Here is an 18249-nt window from a genome sequence, read left to right as displayed (position 1 = left end):
GGAGGACCTCTTCTGTAAATGCCGTGGCGTCGCTACAGTCCGAGTGGGGATCCGGGCAGGGGTCCGCGTGGGGAAGGGCTGTGACCGATGGCGGGGACCGAAGAACTGCGCGCCGCCGTCGAGTTACTGGTGGCCAAGGTCCACGCCCGGGAGGACCGGGTCGAGATCACGCAGCAGGGTAAGCAGGCCGAGTGGATGAGGTGTGCGGAGTGGCTGAAACCCTGACCGGTACGTACGGCCCCTGGGGCGTCGTCGCCGGTGGATCCGACGGCGTCGGTGCCGCGTTCGCCCATGCGATGGCCGCCCGCGGCATGAACGTGGTCCTGGTGGCGAGGCGCGTACCCGTACTGGAGGCGTCCGCCGCCGAGATCCGGGCGAAGTACGACGTCGAGACCCGCACGGTCGCGCTCGACCTCAGCGCCCCGGACGCGTTGTCGGAACTGACGCGGGCCACCTCCGACCTGGAAGTCGGCCTGTTCGTCTACAACGCGGGCGGCGACGACCGCAGCGTCGCCTTCCTCGACAAGGACCTCGGCACCCACCTGGAACTGGTCCACCGCAACTGCGTCGGACCGCTCGAAGCGGCGTACCGCTTCGGCGGTCCGATGGTGGCGCGCGGGCGCGGGGCCGTGGTGCTGGTGACGTCGGGTGCGGCCTGGGCGGGCGGTGCGACGCTCGCCGCCTACGGCGCCACGAAGGCGTTCGACCTCATCCTCGCGGAGAGCCTGTGGGCGGAGTGGCGCACCCGCGGGGTCGACGTACTGGGGCTCGTCCTCGGCAAGACCGACACCCCGTCCATGCGCCGGGCGTTCGACGCCGAGGGCAGGGCGTACGGGGAGCTCGCCGACCCCGACGACGTCGCGGCGGAGGCCCTCGACCACCTCGCCGACGGCCCCACCTGGATCTACGGCAGCGACACCCCGACCGGCGGTTCCCCGTTCGGCGCGCTCAGCCGACGCGACGCGGTCCTGGCGATGAGCCGGGGCGCGTCCGCGCACGGCGACAACTCCTAGGAAGGCGTACTCGACGGAAGGCGTACTCGACGCGAGGTGACGCGCGGCACGTGGCGTGGGAGGAACAGCTCAAGGCTGCCGACGCCGGGCTGGATGATCCGGTGCGGCGGGTGGGGTTCATCCGCCGGCAGGTGCTGCGGGCCGGCACCCCGCTGAGGTTGATGGCGCAGAACTTGGTGGCGCAGAACCGACTCGCCGCCGGCGGTGGGGAAGAGCGAGGTGTGCGCCGAGGTGAAGGCCGACCTGCGGCTCAGGACGGCCCCGGGTTCCTGTCTCGACAGACCTTGGCCGGCACCTCGCTGTACCCCCTCGTGCCGGGCGCGGCGGCGTGCTCCGCGCCCGACGGCCGCCTCCTGACTGGTCGTTGTTTCTGGTGGCGGTGGCCGGCCTACCGGCTTCGCCGATGGCGTCGGACGGCTGCCAGGGCGAGTGCCGCAGTGGCCAGGGCAGCGGCTCCGGCGTAGAGGAGTGTGTGAGATGTGGTCTTCTCGCCGGTGAGCGTCACGGTTGCTGTGCGCGTCCGCTCCACTGTCCCGCTCCGTAGTTTCAGTGTGGCTTTCCAAGGGCCGTCGGGCAGTCCTGGATCAAGAGGGACAGTGATGGTGCCCGTTTCGTGTGGGGCGAGTGTGATGCCGGAGGCCATGTGGAAGGGGCCTGCGCTGATGCCGCCGGGGCCGTGGTGAAGGTCGAGTGTCCCGTTCAGGTCCACTGATCGCCTGCCGAGGTTGTGGACGGTGGCGGTGGCGCTGGGACGGCCCTGTTTGTCGCGTGTGCCGTTCATCTTCTCGATCGTGAAGTCGGAGAGGGGCTCTCCACCGGGCCCGATGTCCAGGTAGATCCGTACCCCGACGCGAGTGATGCTGGCGATGTTGTGGGTGGCGTCCGCTGCCGCGGCGCTTTCGGCCCATGCCACGGCGTAGCGCTCTCCGGCTTGGGCGGTCCGTGGCACGTTGATCGTGATCTCGGCTTTGGCTGTTGAGTGCGGCTTCAGGTTCGCTGTAGGGGGTTCGACCCGGGTCCACCGGGTCAGTTCGTTGGCTGTGCGCTTCGAGGCGAAGGTGAACCCGTTGTTCTCGATGGAGGCGGCGGCCGCATACAAGCCCATGCGACGCGGGGCGGACGACTTGTTGGAAATCTCGATCTTGCGCTTGATCGTCGTACCCGGCTTGAGGTGGTCGACGATATACGTCCGCGCGCGTGGGTCGTTTCGCCGTGCTACAGGGGCTTCGAGGAGCCGGATACCGATGGATCCCGGATCCGTGTCGGCTGCTGCCGCCGAGGTGATGCCGGCCGAAGCAGGGCAGCCCAGGGCGATCGCCGCCGCGGAAAAAGCCGCGGCGGCGATCAGGGTGAAGACCCGGTGTGGGCGCGACGGTTTACGCCACGGAATGGGTCACCGTCCCGGTGTAGGTGCCGGCGACCGCGGAGGCGGGCACAGCGACGTCCACGGTGGGGTTCCACTCGACTGAGTTGTCACCCGAACCACTCGTCTTGCTGAACGCGGTCCGGGCGGAGGCGAGCGTTCCCGCCGTGCCCGCGGTGAACGGCCCGTTGACCGGGTTGATCGCGGCTCCGGGTGTGTAGGTCACGGCGCTGCCGGTGATGGGACTGCCACCGGGGGTGGTGAAGGGATCGGTGAGGGAGGCGGTGGCCACCCAGCTGGCATCGGCAAGCGAGCGCTCGTCAGTCACCGTGACGTTGCCGAGCTGGCCGGTGGCGGTCCCGCCCGGAGCGACCCCGCTCAGGGTGGCCGACGCGGGAACGGCGATGGTCAGGCCGCCCGTGGCGGTGACCTGGAAGGTGGTCACCATATCCCCCTGGTCCGGGGAGGGGGCTGCTCCTGCCGGGCCGCCGCCGACGGTGAGGAGGGTGGCGCTGGCCGTGTCGGTGGTGGTGTCGATCACTGACACGTTGTTGGTGGTGAAGTTCGTGACATAGGCCTTGTCGCCATCCGCGGTGGTGACGACATCGTTCGGGCCGGTACCGATGTTGGTGGTGATGGTGGAGGAGACAGCGTCGGTGGTGGTGTTGATCACCGACACATTGTTGGAACCGAAGTTCGTGACGTAGGCCTTGGCGCCGTTGCGGGTGACGGCCACCCCTCGGGGGGCGGTGCCGACGGTGATGGTGGAGCTGACAGCGTCGGTGGTGGTGTTGATCACCGACACGTTGTTGGAGCCGTTGTTCGTGACGTAGGCCTTGGCGCCGTTGGGGGTGACGGCCACCGAGGCGGGATTGGTGCCGACCGTGATGGTGGAGCTGACAGTGTCGGCGGCGGTATCGATCACCGACACGGTGCCGGCGTTGAGGTTGGCAACGTAGGCCTTGGCGCCGTTGGGGGTGACGGCCACTCCGATGGGAGTATTGCCGACGTTGATGGTGGTGCTGACGGTGTCGGTGGCGGTGTTGATCACCGAGAGGGTGCCATCGCCGGAGTTGGCCACGTACGCTTTCGTGCCGTCAGGGGTGACGGCCACCCCCTGGGGGGCAGTGCCGACGGTGATGGTGGCGCTCACCGTGTTGTTGGCGGTGTTGATCACCGACACGTTGTTGGAGCCGTTGTTCGTGACGTAGGCCTTGGTGCCGTTTGGAACGATCGCCACCCATGTCGGATTCGTGCCGACGGTGATGGGCGTGGCACCGACGGTGTCGTTGGTGGTGTTGATCACCGAAACGGTGCCATCGGCGGTATTGGCCACATAGAGAAAGTCCGACGGGGCGGCGGCTGCGGGAGGTGCAGCGACCATGGGCAGGACCAGTGAGGCCAGCGCCAGCAAACCCAGCACGGACCGCCGCCCGGCTGATACGGGCTTCCCCCTTCGCCGTCCGAACCATCTGCCGGGCCGCTCTACTGAGCGGTCACCCACTTCCGGCCGACAAACCCAACGTCCGAGCACGGAGACCTCCGCGTTCACGATGAAGACGCCGGCATACGCCAAGACGCCGAGATCATCTGAGATGAACTCGAAGATCACTTTATGAACGTTGCTACTGCGCTATTCCTAACTGAAATGGCGTGTGTCGCCTTTTTCGTATATGCCTAATAAGTTCCGACGCTCCTCGCCGACCTGGAGATGAAATCCCGTGATCCGTGGGAGGCGGGAGGCGGGGGGCGGCCTCCTGGGTGGGGCTCACGCCACTGAATGCACCACGACTCCTCGGTAGACGCCGGCCACCCCGGCGGCAGGCACGTGGACGCTCAATGCGGGGTTCCAGGCGACGGAGTTGCTGCCGGAACCACTCGGATGGCTGAACGCCATACGGAAAGTGGCGACGGGCCCGGGACGGCCGGGGGTGAACGGACCGTTGAACGAATCGATCGCCGCTCCGGGACGGTAAACCACATGACCTCCGGAGATCGCCGCCTCGGGGCCATGTGAACCGGCGGTCGTGAAGTCCCGGCTCACGGTGACGGCGGCTACCCACGTGGCATCCCGTGCGGCCCGCTCGTCGGTGACGCGGACCTCGCCGAGGCGACCGGAGGCAGTACCCCCTGGAGGCGCACCGGACAGCGCAGCCGCGCAGGGGGCAGAGATGTACAGGCCCCCCGGCGCGACCACCTCAAACCTCACCCGGGTGTCCGCGCTGTCCGAGCTCTCATCGGCGTGGGCCGGCACAGCACCCAGCGCGGCAACCACCCCTGCCGCGACGATGACACCTCTCGCCAGCGATATTCCACTTCTATTACGACATGTCATATATGCACGATATGAGGCAATAGCTAATCATTCACACTTTAAGTGACCTGATGGTGGAGTCGGCTCCTCCAGCTCGGCCTGGGGGCTCAGTGCGGTCTGTCCGGCACTGGACCTCGGTCGGCTCGACCCACAAATCTCGGCGGCCGGCCACGCGGTCAGCCGCTCTTCGTCCGCCCGGGCCGGAGGTCGGAAACGGGTTCGTCCCCCGCACTGCCGACGATCGCCGCAGTCGGCGGCTTGGCCTTGGCGGCCGGTACGGGCGCGGTGATCACGGCGCGGCGCCGCAGGAGCGGTTCCACCCCGGCGTGACCCCGACGGGGGCCGGGGAGTTCCGACGTCAGCCGCCCCGACCCGCCACAAGGTCAATTATCGGACGCGACCCTCACGCCGGAGCCCCGCCACGAACGCGGAGAAGGCCTCCGGTGTGAGAGTGAGGGCGCCGTGACCGGGGTTTTTGGAGTCGCGGACGGCTATGTGGGGGGTGAGATCGGCGACCTCGACACAATCACCGCCGGTGTCGCCGCTGTACGACGACTTACGCCACGTCGCGCTGGTCAGGTCCCGGTTCGTTGCCATAACGCTCCTCCATCACGCGGGCGATCAGGGCCGCCGAGTTCTCCACGGAGAGCGCGATGGCCTGCAGTTGATCGTAAGGGAGCGCCCCTTCCCTGACAGCTTCCGGATTGGCCGTCATGTGGCCCTGTACGAAGTCCTCCGTGTAGACGATGAACCTTCTTCGCCGTCTCGATCTGCCCGACCAGAGACCCCGTGCAGAAGATGCATGCACCCAACTCGCTCTGTTTGAGCCCTGCTTCCTCCCTCTTGCGGCGCAACTCCGCACCGAAGTAGTCCAACGGCGAGGCGCTGGGATCGAGTGTGCGGATATGGACCATGAGGCGGTCACCTCTCGGTGGGAACAACACACGTGCCGTAGCCGAGAGTAGCGATTTGAGTGCTCTCAGGTATGAGAATCAATAATGCAAGCATGCTTGCTTGTTTCTGCGCCCGCTGCCATGCTCCAGAACGCACCCGGAAAGACCCCGCACACCGCCGTGCCCCGAGGGGAGCTCCATCGTGTCCGACCCGTCGTCAGTGATCGACGATCTGCACCGGGAGAGCGAAGAACTCGACCTGCTGGTGAGGGACTTGGCGGAGAGCCGCTGGGCACTCGCCACCCCCGCCGCCGGCTGGACCGTCGCTCACCAGATCGCCCACCTGGCCTGGACGGACCGTTCCGCCCTGCTCGCCGTGACGGACGCCGAGGCCTTCGCCAAGTTGGTCGAGAAGGCGATGGCCTCGCCCGGCGGATTCGTGGACGAGGGCGCGGAGGAGGGGGCCGGGCTGCCGCCCGCCACGCTGGTCGCCGACTGGCGGGCGGGGCGAACGGAGCTGGAAGACGCCCTCCGCGCGGCCCCCGTCGGCACCCGATTCCCCTGGTACGGCCCGCCCATGTCGGTCGCCTCCATGGCCACCGGCCGCCTGATGGAGACCTGGTCCCACGGCCAGGACGTGGCGGACGCGCTGGGCGTGGCGCGCACTCCCACCGACCGCCTCCGCCACGTGGCACGCATCGGCGTACGGGCCCGCGACTTCGCCTTCCACGTACGGGGGCTCACTCCGCCCGCCACCGAGTTCCGCGTCGAACTGGTCGGCCCCAAGGGCGAGTTGTGGGCGTATGGGCCCGAAGAGGCACCCCAGCGCGTCACCGGCCCCGCCCTGGACTTCTGTCTCCTGGTCACCCAACGGGCCCACCGCGACGACCTCGCCGTACGGGCGGACGGCCCCGACGCCGACCGCTGGCTGGACATCGCGCAGGCCTTCGCGGGGCCACCGGGACAGGGGCGCGAGTCCAAGGGAGACGCCAAGTGACCGTCGCGCCCCTCCGTATAGGCAACGCCTCCGGCTTCTACGGCGACCGCTTCGACGCGATGCGCGAGATGCTCACCGGCGGCCCCCTGGACGTTCTCACCGGCGACTATCTCGCCGAACTGACCATGCTCATCCTCGGCCGCGACCGCCTCAAGAACCCCTCCGGCGGGTACGCCCGCACCTTCCTGGGCCAGTTGGAGGAATGCCTCGGCCTCGCGCACGAGCGGGGCGTGCGGATCGTGGCGAACGCGGGCGGTCTCAACCCCGCCGGACTCGCCGACGCCGTACGGCAGTTGTCCGACCGCCTCGGCATACCGGCGCGCGTCGCCCACGTCGAGGGCGACGACCTGACCGCCGGCCACCCCAGGAGCCTCGCCGCGCACGCCTACCTCGGCGGTGCCGGGATCGCCGCCTGTCTGCGCGAGGGCGCGGACATCGTGGTGACCGGGCGGGTCACGGACGCGGCGCTGGTCACCGGGCCCGCCGTCGCCCACTTCGGCTGGGCGCCGGACGCGTACGACCGCCTCGCCGGCGCCGTCGTCGCCGGGCACGTCCTGGAATGCGGCACCCAGGCCACCGGCGGCAACTACGCCTTCTTCACCGACCACGACCCGGCACGCCTTCGCCACCCCGGCTTCCCGCTCGCCGAACTCCACGAGGACGGCACCAGCGTCATCACCAAACACGACGGCACCGGCGGCCTCGTGGACATCGGCACGGTCACCGCGCAACTCCTGTACGAGACATCCGGCGCCCGGTACGCGGGCCCCGACGTCACCGCCCGCCTCGACTCGGTCCGCCTCACCCAGGAGGCCCCCGACCGCGTCCGCATCTCCGGTGTACGCGGCGAGGCCCCGCCCCCCACCCTCAAGGTCGGCCTCAACCGCCTCGGCGGCTACCGCAACGAAGTCGTCTTCGTCCTCACCGGCCTCGACATCGAGGCGAAGGCCGCCCTCGTCCGGGACCAGATGGAAGCCGCGCTGGATGCCGCGAAGTCCCGTCCCTCCGAGGTCCGCTGGGACCTCGCCCGCACCGACCACCCCGACGCCCCCACGGAGGAGACCGCGAGCGCCCTCCTGCGCCTCGTCGTACGCGACCGGGACCAGGACGCGGTGGGTCGCACCCTCAGCGGCGCCGCCATCGAACTCGCGCTGGCCAGCTACCCCGGCTTCCACGTGATCGCGCCGCCGGGAAAGGGCTCCCCGTACGGGGTCTTCGAGGACGTGTACGTCCCCCAAGACTCCGTGGAGCATGTGGCTGTCCTCCATGACGGGCGCCGGGTGCCGCTCGCTCCGGCCATCGACACCCTCGTACTCGAACCCGCGTCCGAGCCCGTCCTGCCCGAACCGCTCCCTCCGGGGCCGACGAGACGCGCTCCTCTGGGCGTGGTCGCGGGTGCGCGCAGTGGGGACAAGGGCGGGAACGCGAATGTCGGGGTGTGGGTGCGATCGGATGACGCGTGGCGCTGGTTGGTTCATCAGCTGACAGCTGACAGATTTCAGAATCTGATAACTGAAAGCTGTCATCTGAAAGTTGTCCGTCACACTCTGCCGAACCTCCGCGCCCTCAACTTCGTCGTCGAAGGAATCCTCGGCGAAGGCGTCGCCTCCCAGCACCGCTTCGACCCCCAGGCCAAGGCCCTGGGCGAATGGCTCCGCTCCCGCCACCTCGACATCCCGGAGGCCCTGCTGTGACGGTCCTGGCGTCCGCCCTGGACACCGCCGCCCCCGACTACACCGCCCACCGCGAGACCATGCTCGCCAAGCTCGCCGAGCTGGACGCCGAGCACGCCAAGGCGCTCGCGGGCGGCGGCGAGAAGTACGTGGCCCGGCACCGCAAGCGCGGCAAGCTGCTCGCCCGTGAACGCATCGAGTTGCTGCTCGACCCCGACACTCCGTTCCTGGAGCTGTCGCCGCTCGCGGCCTGGGGGAGCGAGTACGCGGTCGGCGCGTCGCTGGTGACCGGGATCGGGGTCGTCGAGGGCGTGGAGTGCCTGATCACCGCGAACGACCCGACCGTACGGGGCGGCGCCAGCAACCCCTGGAGCCTGAAGAAGGCCCTGCGGGCCAACGACATCGCCCTCGCCAACCGGCTGCCCTGCATCAGCCTGGTGGAGTCGGGCGGCGCCGATCTGCCGTCGCAGAAGGAGATCTTCATCCCCGGGGGAGCGATTTTCCGCGACCTCACCAGATTGTCGGCGGCGGGGATCCCGACCGTCGCCGTCGTCTTCGGGAACTCCACCGCCGGAGGCGCGTACATCCCCGGCATGTCCGACCACGTGATCATGGTCAAGGAGCGGGCGAAGGTCTTCCTGGGCGGGCCGCCGCTGGTGAAGATGGCGACCGGCGAGGAGAGCGACGACGAGTCCCTGGGCGGCGCCGAGATGCACGCGCGCGTGTCGGGTCTCGCGGACTACTTCGCCGTCGACGAACAGGACGCCCTCCGTCAGGCCAGGCGCGTGGTCGCCCGGCTCAACCACCGCAAGGCGTTCGGCGATCCCGGTCCGGCCGCGCCCCCCAAGTACGACGAGGACGAGCTCCTGGGGATCGTCCCCGGCGACCTCCGACACCCCTTCGACCCGCGCGAGGTCATCGCCCGCGTCGTCGACGGCTCCGACTTCGACGAGTTCAAGCCCCTCTACGGGACGAGCCTCACGACCGGTTGGGCGACCCTCCACGGCTATCCCGTCGGCATCCTGGCCAACGCCCAGGGAGTGCTGTTCAGCGCCGAGTCACAGAAGGCCGCCCAGTTCATCCAGCTCGCCAACCAGCGCGACATCCCCCTCCTCTTCCTGCACAACACCACCGGCTACATGGTCGGCAAGGAGTACGAGCAGGGCGGGATCATCAAGCACGGCGCGATGATGATCAACGCCGTCTCCAATTCGAAGGTCCCCCATCTGTCCGTCCTGATGGGGGCGTCCTACGGAGCCGGTCACTACGGCATGTGCGGGCGCGCCTACGACCCGCGCTTCCTGTTCGCCTGGCCCAGCGCCAAGTCCGCCGTCATGGGCCCCCAGCAGCTCGCGGGCGTCCTCTCGATCGTCGCCCGGCAGTCGGCCGCGGCCAAGGGGCAGCCCTACGACGAGGACGCCGACGCGGCCCTGCGCGCCATGGTGGAGCAGCAGATCGAGTCGGAGTCCCTGCCGATGTTCCTGTCCGGGCGGCTGTACGACGACGGGGTCATCGACCCCCGAGACACGCGCACCGTCCTCGGCCTGTGCCTGTCCGCGATCCACACGGCCCCCTATGAGGGTGCGCGCGGTGGCTTCGGCGTCTTCCGGATGTGAGGTCCCAGTGATTACTTCTGTCCTCGTGGCCAACCGGGGCGAGATCGCCTGCCGGGTCTTCCGCACCTGCCGTGAGGCGGGGATCCGGACGGTCGCCGTGTACTCGGACGCCGATGAGAACGCCCTCCACACGCGTGTGGCCGACGAGGCGGTACGGCTGCCGGGGGCGGCGCCCTCGGACACGTATCTGCGCGGCGACCTGATCGTGAAGGCGGCCCTGAGCGCCGGCGCGGACGCTGTGCACCCCGGGTACGGCTTCCTCTCCGAGAACGCAGACTTCGCGCGGTCCGTCCTCGACGCGGGCCTCGTCTGGATCGGGCCGCCGCCCGAGGCCATCGAGGCGATGGCCTCCAAGACGCGCGCCAAGAAACTGATGGGACTCGAACCGCTGGAGACGGTCACCGCCGCCGATCTCCCGGTGCTCGTCAAGGCGGCCGCGGGCGGCGGCGGACGCGGCATGCGCGTCGTACGCGAACTCGACGCCCTCGACGCCGAACTGACCGCCGCCCGCGCCGAGGCCCTCAGCGCCTTCGGTGACGGTGAGGTCTTCGTCGAGCCCTACGTAGAGGGCGGCCGGCATGTGGAAGTGCAGATCCTCGCCGACGCGCACGGCACGGTCTGGGCGCTCGGCACCCGCGACTGCTCCCTCCAGCGCCGCCATCAGAAGGTCGTCGAGGAGGCCCCGGCCCCCGGTCTCGGAGGCCTGACGGAAACCCTCTACGACCTGTCCGTGCGGGCCGCCCGAGCCGTGGACTACGTGGGCGCGGGAACGGTCGAGTTCCTGGTCGCCGACGGCAAGGCCCACTTCCTGGAGATGAACACCCGACTCCAGGTCGAACACCCGGTGACGGAGGCGGTCTTCGGCGTCGATCTCGTCGCGCTCCAGATCCAGGTGGCGCAGGGCACGGCGCTCGCGAACGACCCGCCACGCGCGCGTGGGCACGCGATCGAGGCCCGCCTGTACGCCGAGGACCCGGCGCGGGCCTGGGCGCCGCAGACCGGCACCCTGCACCGCCTCGCCGTCCCGGAGGGCGTCCGCCTGGACACCGGTTACACCGACGGCGACCCGATCGGCGTCCACTACGACCCGATGCTGGCGAAGGTGATCGCGTACGCGCCCACGCGCGCGGAGGCGGTACGCAAACTGGCGGGCGCCCTGGAACGGGCCGACATCCACGGCCCGGCGACCAACAGGGATCTGCTCGTACGCTCCTTGCGGCACCCGGAGTTCGCCGAGGCCCGCATGGACACCGGGTTCTACGAGCGCCACCTCGCCGCCCTCACGACGCCGGCCCCGGACCCGTACGCGCCCCTGGCGGCGGCCCTGGCGGACGCGCGGGGCCACTCCCGCTCCCGGTTCGGCGGCTGGCGCAATCTCCCCTCGCAGCCCCAGGTCAAGCGCTACGACCTGGCCGGCACCGAGCACGAGGTGCGCTACCGGCACACCCGTGAGGGCCTCACGGCCGACGGGGTGCGCGTGGTGCACGCCGACGCCCGTCTCGTCGTACTCGAAGTGGACGGCGTACGGCGGAAGTTCGAGGTGACGCGGTACGGCGACCAGGTGTTCGTGAACGCCACCGCCCTCACCGCCCTGCCCCGCTTCCCCGACCCCACCGCCCAGCAGGCCCCCGGCTCCCTCCTGGCCCCCATGCCCGGAACCGTCGTCCGCGTCGCCGAGAGACTGGCCACGGGAGCCGCCGTACGGGCCGGAGAGCCCCTCCTGTGGCTGGAGGCGATGAAGATGGAACACAAGATCTCCGCGCCGACGGCAGGCACGCTCAGCGCCCTACACGCCACCCCCGGCCAGCAGGTGGAAGTCGGGACTCTCCTGGCAGTAGTAGAGCCAACTCCGTGAGACAAGCGCCCCGTCAGGGGCGCGGGGCTGTCACATCATGCGGCTCCGCCGCGTGGGCGCGACCAGCCACAAACAACCCGCAGCGAAATGACGGCCCCAGGAGCACCCATGAGCCCCGCCACAGAAACCGAAGAACACAAGGCCCTCCGATCAGCCGTGGCCGCCCTCGGCAAACGCCACGGCCGCGACTACGACATCAACGCCCTCTGGTCCGAGGCGGCCAAGCTCGGCTACCTCGGCGTCAACCTGCCGGAGGCATACGGTGGCGGGGGCGGCGGCATAGCCGAACTCTCCATCGTCCTGGAAGAACTCGGCGCAGCGGGCTGCCCCCTCCTGATGATGGTCGTGTCGCCGGCGATCTGCGGCACGGTGATCGCCCGCTTCGGCACGGACGCCCAGAAGCGGGAGTGGCTTCCGGCCCTGGCCGACGGCACCCGCACCATGGCCTTCGGCATCACCGAACCCGACGCGGGTTCCAATTCGCACCGCATCACCACCACCGCTCGCCGGGACGGCGCCGACTGGCTCCTCAGCGGCCGCAAGGTGTTCATCTCCGGCGTCGACATCGCGGACGCCACCCTCATCGTGGGGCGCACGGAGGACGCGCGGACGGGCCGCCTCAAGCCCTGCCTGTTCATCGTCCCGCGCGACGCCGACGGCTTCGGGCGGCGCCGGATCGACATGGAACTCCACAGCGCGGAGAAGCAGTTCGAGCTGACCCTCGACGACGTGCGGCTGCCCGCCGACGCGCTCGTCGGAGACGAGGACGCGGGCCTGCTGCAGCTCTTCGCGGGACTCAACCCCGAGCGGGTGATGACGGCCGCGTTCGCGATCGGCATGGGCCGCTACGCGCTCTCCAGGGCCGTCGAGTACGCCCGCGAGCGCACCGTCTGGAAGGAACCCATCGGCGCCCACCAGGCCGTCGCCCACCCTCTCGCACAAGCCCACATCGACCTCGAACTCGCCCGCCTGATGATGCAGAAGGCGGCGTACCTGTACGACTCCGGCGACGACGTCGCCGCAGGTGAAGCCGCCAACATGGCCAAGTACGCGGCGGGCGAGGCCTGCGTGAGGGCGGTCGACCAGTCCGTGCACACCCTCGGCGGCAACGGCCTCACCCGCGAATTCGGCCTCGCCTCGTTGATAACGGCCTCGCGCGTGGCTCGTATTGCTCCGGTGAGCCGGGAGATGATTCTCAACTACGTCTCCCATCAGACCCTGGGCCTGCCCAAGTCGTACTAGCCCGTTGCTCCACGAGCCGCTCTAGGAGGAACCGTGTTCCGCAGCGAGTACGCCGAAGTCCCGGCCGTAGAGGAACCCATTCACGAGGCGGTCCTGGGACGCGCCGCCGAGCGCGGCGACACGCCCGCGCTGATCGACGGAGTCGACGGCACCACGCTCACCTACGGGCAGCTGGACCGGTTCCACCGCAGGCTGGCCGCCGCGTTCGCCGACGCGGGCGTCCGCAAGGGCGACGTCCTCGCCCTGCACAGCCCGAACACCATCGCCTTCCCGACGGCGTTCTACGCCGCCACGCGCGCGGGGGCGTCGGTCACGACCGTGCACCCGCTCGCCACGCCCGAGGAGTTCGCCAAGCAGCTGCGGGACAGCGCCGCGAACTGGATCGTGACCGTGTCGCCCCTCCTGGAGGCGGCGCGGCAGGCCGCCGAGCTCGCCGGTGGGGTGCGGGAGATCTTCGTCTGCGACAGCGCGCCGGGGCATCGCTCGCTGATCGATCTGCTCGGTTCGGCCGCGCCCGAACCGGAGATCGACATCGACCCGGTGACGGACGTCGCGGCCCTGCCGTACTCCTCCGGGACGACCGGCATACCCAAGGGGGTGATGCTCACCCACCGGTCCATCGCCACCAATCTGGCGCAGCTGGTCCCCTTCTTGCCGATGGGCGAGGGCGAGCGCATCCTCGCGGTGCTGCCCTTCTTCCACATCTACGGGCTGACGGCCCTGATGAACGCACCCCTCAGGCAGGGCGCCACCGTCGTCGTACTGCCCCGCTTCGACCTCGACACCTTCCTCGCGGCCATCGAGAAGCACCGCATCAGCGGCCTCTTCGTGGCGCCGCCGATCGTGCTGGCCCTGGCCAAGCACCCGGCCGTCGCGCGGTACGACCTGTCGTCCCTGAAGTACATCGTTTCCTCCGCCGCGCCCCTGGACGCCAAGCTCGCGCTGGCCTGCGCCGAGCGGCTCGGGCTGCCGCCCATCGGCCAGGGCTACGGGATGACGGAACTGTCTCCCTGCACGCACCTGGTCCCCCTGGACGCCGCCCAGGACGCGCCCCCGGGAACGGTCGGCCGGCTCGTCCCGGGCACCGAGATGCGCATCGTCTCCCTCGACGACCCCGGCAAGGACCTGGGCGTCGGGGAGGCGGGCGAGATCGTCATCCGCGGTCCCCAGGTCATGAAGGGCTATCTGGGGCAGCCCGACGCCACCGCCGCGATGATCGACCCGGACGGCTGGCTGCACACCGGAGACGTCGGTCACGTGGACACCGAGGGCTGGCTGTTCGTGGTCGACCGCGTCAAGGAGCTCATCAAGTACAAGGGCTTCCAGGTCGCGCCCGCCGAACTGGAGGCCCTGCTCCTCACCCACCCCGGCATCGCGGACGCCGCGGTCATCGGGGTCTACAACGAGGACAACAACGAAGTCCCGCACGCCTTTGTGGTGCGCCGGCCGTCCGGGGCCGGCCCGGCCGGCCCGGCGGCGGATCTCTCCGACGTCACCGGCCTCTCCGAAGGAGAGGTGATGATGTACGTCGCCGAGCGCGTCGCCCCGTACAAGAGGGTCCGCGGCGTCACCTTCATCGACGCCGTCCCACGTGCGGCCTCCGGAAAGATACTGCGCCGGGAACTGCGAGGCCTGTCATGACCGTTGAACCGGTTGTCCGCGTGGCGCACGACCGCGCCATCACCACGCTCACCCTCGACGCGCCCGCCAACCGCAACGCCCTCTCCGCCGCTCTCGTGGGCGAGCTCGCGGACGGGCTCACCCGGTGCGGCAAGGACCGTGACGTCCGCGCCGTAGTCCTCGCCCACACGGGGAACACGTTCTGCGCGGGCGCCGACCTGCGCGACCCCCCGCACCCGGACGCGCTCGTCGCCCTGCTGCGGCAGATCGTCGAGCTGCACAAGCCCGTGGTGGCCCGGGTGACGGGCCATGTGCGGGCGGGCGGACTGGGACTCCTCGGAGCCTGCGATCTGGCGATCGCCTCCAAGGAGGCCACGTTCGCCTTCACGGAGGTACGCATCGGCGTCGCGCCCGCCGTGATCTCCCTTCCCCTGCTGCCCCGGACGGACCCCCGCGCCCTCGCCCGCTACTACCTCACGGGCGAACGTTTCGACGCGGCGGAGGCGGTACGGACGGGACTCCTGACGGCGACCGGCGACGACGTCGACGTCACCCTGGAACCCGTCCTGGACGGCCTGCGCCGCGCCTCCCCCCAAGGCCTGGCCGAGACGAAACGGCTGCTCACGGCTAGGGTGCTGGAGGCCTTCGACCGGGACGCGGGCGCCCTGACCGCGCTCTCGGCCGAACTGTTCTCCTCCGCGCAGGCCCGCGAGGGGATGACGGCCTTCCTCGAACGACGGGATCCCGCATGGGTGGTGTGAGCACGACGGAAGCCGCGGAGCGCGCGGAGCCCACGGACGCGACCACGGGCGCCACGGACGCGTCGACGAACGCGTCGACGAACGCCACCACGGACGCGACAGAGCCTGCCGAAATCGCCCCCCGCAGTCCCCGGCTTCCGCACGTTCCCAAGCAGGACCGCAGCCGAGCCACCCGGCAGCGGCTGCTCGCGGCCGCCGTGGCCTGTCTCGCCGAGCACGGCTGGGCGGGCTCCACGGTCTCCGTCGTCGCCGAGCGCGCGGGAGTGTCCCGGGGGGCCGCCCAGCACCACTTCCGCACCCGCGAGGACCTGTTCACCGCGGCGGTGGAGTACGTCGCCGAGGAGCGCTCCACCGCACTGCGCGCCCTGTTCCCGGAGGGTGCCGCCGACCGCCGCGAGGTGGTCGCGGCCCTGGTGGACCTCTACACCGGCCCCCTCTTCCGCGCCGCCCTCCACCTCTGGGTCGCCGCCTCCAACGAGGAGCAGCTCCGCCCGAGGGTCACCGAACTGGAGGCCCGGGTGGGCCGCGAGACCCACCGGATCGCCGTGGAACTCCTCGCCGCCGACGAATCCCGCCCTGGCGTACGCGAAACGGTCCAGGGCCTGCTGGACATGTCCCGCGGCCTCGGCCTCGCCAATCTCCTCACGAACGACGGGGGGCGACGGGAACGGGTGGTGGCGCAGTGGGGCGTACTGCTGGACGAGGCGCTGGGCTGAGCCCCGCCGACGTCACGGACCGAGGCGCTCCGCCCGCCAGCTGCCGTCCGGCTCCGCCACGTACCGCAGCCGGTCGTGGAGGCGGTTCTCGCGGCCCTGCCAGAACTCGACCGTCCGGGGGGCGATGCGGAAGCCGCCCCAGTGCGGGGGCACGGGGACCTGCTCACCCTCCGGGTAGCGGGCGCTCAACTCCTCATAGGCGGCGTCGAGCTCGTCCCGGGAGGAGACGACCGAGGACTGGGGGCTGGCCCAGGCGCCGAGCTGGGAGCCGTGCGGGCGGGTGCGGAAGTACGCGGCGGTCTCGTCGCGTCCGGTGCGCCGCGCCGTTCCGGTGACGATGACCTGGCGGGCCATCGGGTGCCAGGGGAAGAGCAGCGAGACGTACGGGTTCTCGGCCAGCTCGCGGGCCTTGCGGGAGTCGTAGTTGGTGTAGAAGACGAAGCCCTGTTCGTCGTACTGCTTGAGCAGCACCGTGCGTGAGCTGGGCCGGCCCTCCGCGTCCGCCGTGGAGACGATCATCGCGTTCGGCTCGTACACCATGCCCTGCACGGAGGCCTGCGCCGCCTGCTTGAACCAGCGGGCGAACTGGTCCATGGGATGCGCGGCGAGGTCGGCCTCGACGAGCCCCTCGGCGCGGTAGTGGGCGCGCATCGCGGCGGGGTCGGCGGCGAGTTCTTCGGCGTCGCCCGTGGCTTCTGCGGCGGCGGCTTCCGCAGCGCGCAGGACGAGGGGCTCGTCGGCGGATTCATCCGGGAGGCGGTCGCGGTCGGTCACGCGGTCATCTTGCCGTATCCCGGTACGGCATCGAGTGACAGCGGGTGGCACTGAGTGCCGCAGGGCCTCCCCAAAGGTGGCACTCGGGGATATGGTGCTGCCACCGTTGCGGTGGGATGACCGCCGGCCGTACGGGGCATCACCGGGAAGACGTACCGGACCGCGAGTCCACGAGCCGACCGTGGAACCGGACGTCGACCACCCATCACCGACGCACGGTTTCCCTTTCCGACCGCAAGACGCGCCCCCACCAACACACCCACCATCCCCCCCATAAACCCCCCGTCGTACACATCACGAGGAGCCGCCTGATGTCCGACTTCGTACCCGGACTCGAAGGAGTCGTCGCGTTCGAGACGGAGATCGCCGAACCGGACAAGGAGGGCGGCGCACTCCGGTACCGGGGCGTCGACATCGAGGATCTGGTCGGCCACGTCTCCTTCGGAAACGTGTGGGGCCTCCTCGTCGACGGCGCCTTCAACCCCGGACTGCCGCCCGCCGAGCCGTTCCCGATCCCCGTCCACTCCGGCGACATCCGCGTCGACGTCCAGTCCGCGCTCGCCATGCTCGCCCCCGTCTGGGGCCTCAAACCCCTCCTCGACATCGACGAGGCCCAGGCCCGCGAGGATCTCGCCCGCGCGGCCGTCATGGCCCTCTCGTACGTCGCCCAGTCCGCCCGCGGCCAGGGCCGGCCCATGGTTCCGCAGAGCGAGATCGACAAGGCGCACTCCGTCGTCGAACGCTTCATGATCCGCTGGCGCGGCGAGCCCGATCCCAAGCACGTCGCGGCCGTGGACGCCTACTGGACGTCCGCTGCCGAGCACGGCATGAACGCGTCCACCTTCACCGCCCGCGTCATCGCGTCGACGGGCGCGGATGTCGCCGCCGCCCTCTCCGGCGCCGTCGGGGCCATGTCCGGGCCGCTGCACGGCGGCGCGCCCTCCCGCGTCCTCGGCATGATCGAGGAGATCGAGCGCACGGGCGACGCGGAGGCCTACGTCAAGAAGGCCCTCGACAAGGGCGAACGCCTGATGGGCTTCGGCCACCGCGTCTACCGCGCCGAGGACCCGCGCGCCCGTGTCCTGCGCCGTACCGCCCGCGAGCTCGGCGCCCCCCGCTTCGAGATCGCCGAGGCGCTGGAGAAGGCGGCCCTGGAGGAACTCCACGCGCGCCGCCCGGACCGCGTCCTGGCGACGAACGTCGAGTTCTGGGCCGCGATCATGCTCGACTTCGCCGAGGTCCCGGCGCACATGTTCACATCGATGTTCACCTGCGCCCGTACGGCGGGCTGGTCGGCGCACATCCTGGAGCAGAAGCGCACGGGACGGCTCGTACGGCCGTCCGCGCGCTATGTGGGCCCCGGTCCGCGCAGCCCCCAGGAGATCAAGGGCTACGAGGACATCACGCACTGA

Annotated in this window: 17 protein-coding genes and 1 pseudogene; 12 read left to right on the top strand and 6 right to left on the bottom strand. The window is 70.2% G+C overall.

Going from position 1 to position 18249, the window contains the following annotated elements; all coding sequences use genetic code 11:
• The first annotated feature begins 87 nt into the window (after positions 1-87).
• The 3 genes from ACFZDJ_RS35465 to ACFZDJ_RS35455 are packed head-to-tail and all read left to right on the top strand — an operon-like array spanning position 88 to position 1477.
• On the top strand, positions 88-225 hold the full coding sequence (locus ACFZDJ_RS35465; protein WP_391065143.1) for a hypothetical protein: 138 nt from the start codon (positions 88-90) through the stop codon (positions 223-225).
• Positions 210-1013, top strand: a complete 804-nt coding sequence (locus tag ACFZDJ_RS35460) for an SDR family NAD(P)-dependent oxidoreductase (protein ID WP_391065140.1) — start codon at positions 210-212, stop codon at positions 1011-1013. Before ACFZDJ_RS35465 ends, ACFZDJ_RS35460 begins: the two co-directional genes overlap by 16 nt.
• Positions 899-1477, top strand: a complete 579-nt coding sequence (locus ACFZDJ_RS35455; protein WP_391065415.1) for a DUF6245 family protein — start codon at positions 899-901, stop codon at positions 1475-1477. Before ACFZDJ_RS35460 ends, ACFZDJ_RS35455 begins: the two co-directional genes overlap by 115 nt.
• Here the strand turns inward: ACFZDJ_RS35455 and ACFZDJ_RS35450 are convergent.
• From ACFZDJ_RS35450 to ACFZDJ_RS35430, 5 genes and pseudogenes are all read right to left on the bottom strand, one after another.
• On the bottom strand, positions 1402-2118 hold the full coding sequence (locus tag ACFZDJ_RS35450; RefSeq protein WP_391065138.1) for a peptidase: 717 nt from the start codon (positions 2116-2118) through the stop codon (positions 1402-1404). The genes ACFZDJ_RS35455 and ACFZDJ_RS35450 overlap by 76 nt on opposite strands.
• A 271-nt stretch (positions 2119-2389) precedes the next feature.
• Positions 2390-3799 carry a YncE family protein gene (locus ACFZDJ_RS35445; RefSeq protein ID WP_391065135.1) on the bottom strand — a complete coding sequence of 470 codons (1410 nt, stop codon included), beginning with the start codon at positions 3797-3799 and terminating at the stop codon, positions 2390-2392.
• A gap of 1067 nt (positions 3800-4866) precedes the next feature.
• Positions 4867-5010 (bottom strand): hypothetical protein, encoded by a 144-nt coding sequence (locus ACFZDJ_RS35440; protein ID WP_168509312.1) that lies wholly within the window; start codon positions 5008-5010, stop codon positions 4867-4869.
• A 67-nt stretch (positions 5011-5077) separates the two neighbouring features.
• Entirely contained in the window at positions 5078-5287 is a 210-nt protein-coding gene (locus ACFZDJ_RS35435) for a DUF397 domain-containing protein (RefSeq protein ID WP_391065132.1), read from the bottom strand.
• A pseudogene (locus tag ACFZDJ_RS35430) lies at positions 5247-5604 on the bottom strand (helix-turn-helix domain-containing protein). Before ACFZDJ_RS35430 ends, ACFZDJ_RS35435 begins: the two are co-directional and overlap by 41 nt.
• Before the next feature lie 181 nt (positions 5605-5785).
• Here ACFZDJ_RS35430 and ACFZDJ_RS35425 point away from each other — a divergent pair.
• The 8 genes from ACFZDJ_RS35425 to ACFZDJ_RS35390 all read left to right on the top strand — a co-directional run bounded on the left by ACFZDJ_RS35425 (position 5786) and on the right by ACFZDJ_RS35390 (position 16063).
• A complete protein-coding gene (locus tag ACFZDJ_RS35425; RefSeq protein ID WP_391065129.1) occupies positions 5786-6580 on the top strand; it encodes a TIGR03084 family metal-binding protein in 795 nt (264 codons plus the stop codon).
• Positions 6577-8274 carry an acyclic terpene utilization AtuA family protein gene (locus ACFZDJ_RS35420; protein ID WP_391065126.1) on the top strand — a complete coding sequence of 566 codons (1698 nt, stop codon included), beginning with the start codon at positions 6577-6579 and terminating at the stop codon, positions 8272-8274. Before ACFZDJ_RS35425 ends, ACFZDJ_RS35420 begins: the two co-directional genes overlap by 4 nt.
• Entirely contained in the window at positions 8271-9869 is a 1599-nt protein-coding gene (locus ACFZDJ_RS35415; RefSeq protein ID WP_101404405.1) for an acyl-CoA carboxylase subunit beta, read from the top strand. Before ACFZDJ_RS35420 ends, ACFZDJ_RS35415 begins: the two co-directional genes overlap by 4 nt.
• 7 nt (positions 9870-9876) lie before the next feature.
• Positions 9877-11724 carry a biotin carboxylase N-terminal domain-containing protein gene (locus ACFZDJ_RS35410; protein WP_391065122.1) on the top strand — a complete coding sequence of 616 codons (1848 nt, stop codon included), beginning with the start codon at positions 9877-9879 and terminating at the stop codon, positions 11722-11724.
• 108 nt (positions 11725-11832) lie between these two features.
• Positions 11833-12966 (top strand): acyl-CoA dehydrogenase family protein, encoded by a 1134-nt coding sequence (locus ACFZDJ_RS35405; RefSeq protein ID WP_390930561.1) that lies wholly within the window; start codon positions 11833-11835, stop codon positions 12964-12966.
• Positions 12967-12999: 33 nt separating this feature from the next.
• Positions 13000-14607, top strand: coding sequence for an AMP-binding protein (locus tag ACFZDJ_RS35400; RefSeq protein WP_391065119.1), 1608 nt, complete (start codon positions 13000-13002; stop codon positions 14605-14607).
• Positions 14604-15347: an enoyl-CoA hydratase family protein gene (locus ACFZDJ_RS35395; protein ID WP_384917309.1), complete on the top strand. Its 744-nt coding sequence runs from the start codon at positions 14604-14606 to the stop codon at positions 15345-15347. The genes ACFZDJ_RS35400 and ACFZDJ_RS35395 overlap by 4 nt, the downstream gene beginning before the upstream one ends.
• Positions 15335-16063 carry a TetR family transcriptional regulator gene (locus tag ACFZDJ_RS35390; RefSeq protein WP_391065116.1) on the top strand — a complete coding sequence of 243 codons (729 nt, stop codon included), beginning with the start codon at positions 15335-15337 and terminating at the stop codon, positions 16061-16063. Before ACFZDJ_RS35395 ends, ACFZDJ_RS35390 begins: the two co-directional genes overlap by 13 nt.
• A 12-nt stretch (positions 16064-16075) precedes the next feature.
• Here ACFZDJ_RS35390 and pdxH read toward each other — a convergent pair whose 3' ends face one another.
• The gene (gene pdxH / locus ACFZDJ_RS35385; RefSeq protein WP_384917446.1) at positions 16076-16714 is read right to left on the bottom strand and encodes a pyridoxamine 5'-phosphate oxidase; all 639 of its coding nucleotides are present in this window, start codon (positions 16712-16714) and stop codon (positions 16076-16078) included.
• Positions 16715-17148: 434 nt separating this feature from the next.
• Here pdxH and ACFZDJ_RS35380 point away from each other — a divergent pair, with 434 nt between their 5' ends.
• Positions 17149-18249 carry a citrate synthase gene (locus tag ACFZDJ_RS35380; protein WP_390930553.1) on the top strand — a complete coding sequence of 367 codons (1101 nt, stop codon included), beginning with the start codon at positions 17149-17151 and terminating at the stop codon, positions 18247-18249.

Origin of the sequence: Streptomyces sp. NPDC007896, assembly GCF_042959425.1 — a bacterium.
In the GTDB taxonomy this organism is placed as follows: Bacteria; Actinomycetota; Actinomycetes; order Streptomycetales; family Streptomycetaceae; genus Streptomyces.
The sequence above is the reverse complement of the archived record's forward strand: the minus strand, read 5'-3'. Positions and strand labels throughout refer to the sequence as shown.

What these genes read in the sequence shown, in the direction of transcription:
- ACFZDJ_RS35390 (WP_391065116.1), top strand. Translation starts at nt 15,335, where the DNA reads ATGGGTGGTGTGAGCACGACGGAAGCCGCGGAGCGCGCGGAGCCCACG.
- ACFZDJ_RS35395 (WP_384917309.1), top strand. Translation starts at nt 14,604, where the DNA reads ATGACCGTTGAACCGGTTGTCCGCGTGGCGCACGACCGCGCCATCACC.
- pdxH (WP_384917446.1), bottom strand. Translation starts at nt 16,714, where the DNA reads ATGCGCGCCCACTACCGCGCCGAGGGGCTCGTCGAGGCCGACCTCGCC.
- ACFZDJ_RS35450 (WP_391065138.1), bottom strand. Translation starts at nt 2,118, where the DNA reads ATGGGCTTGTATGCGGCCGCCGCCTCCATCGAGAACAACGGGTTCACC.
- ACFZDJ_RS35405 (WP_390930561.1), top strand. Translation starts at nt 11,833, where the DNA reads ATGAGCCCCGCCACAGAAACCGAAGAACACAAGGCCCTCCGATCAGCC.
- ACFZDJ_RS35435 (WP_391065132.1), bottom strand. Translation starts at nt 5,287, where the DNA reads ATGGCAACGAACCGGGACCTGACCAGCGCGACGTGGCGTAAGTCGTCG.
- ACFZDJ_RS35465 (WP_391065143.1), top strand. Translation starts at nt 88, where the DNA reads ATGGCGGGGACCGAAGAACTGCGCGCCGCCGTCGAGTTACTGGTGGCC.
- ACFZDJ_RS35380 (WP_390930553.1), top strand. Translation starts at nt 17,149, where the DNA reads ATGTCCGACTTCGTACCCGGACTCGAAGGAGTCGTCGCGTTCGAGACG.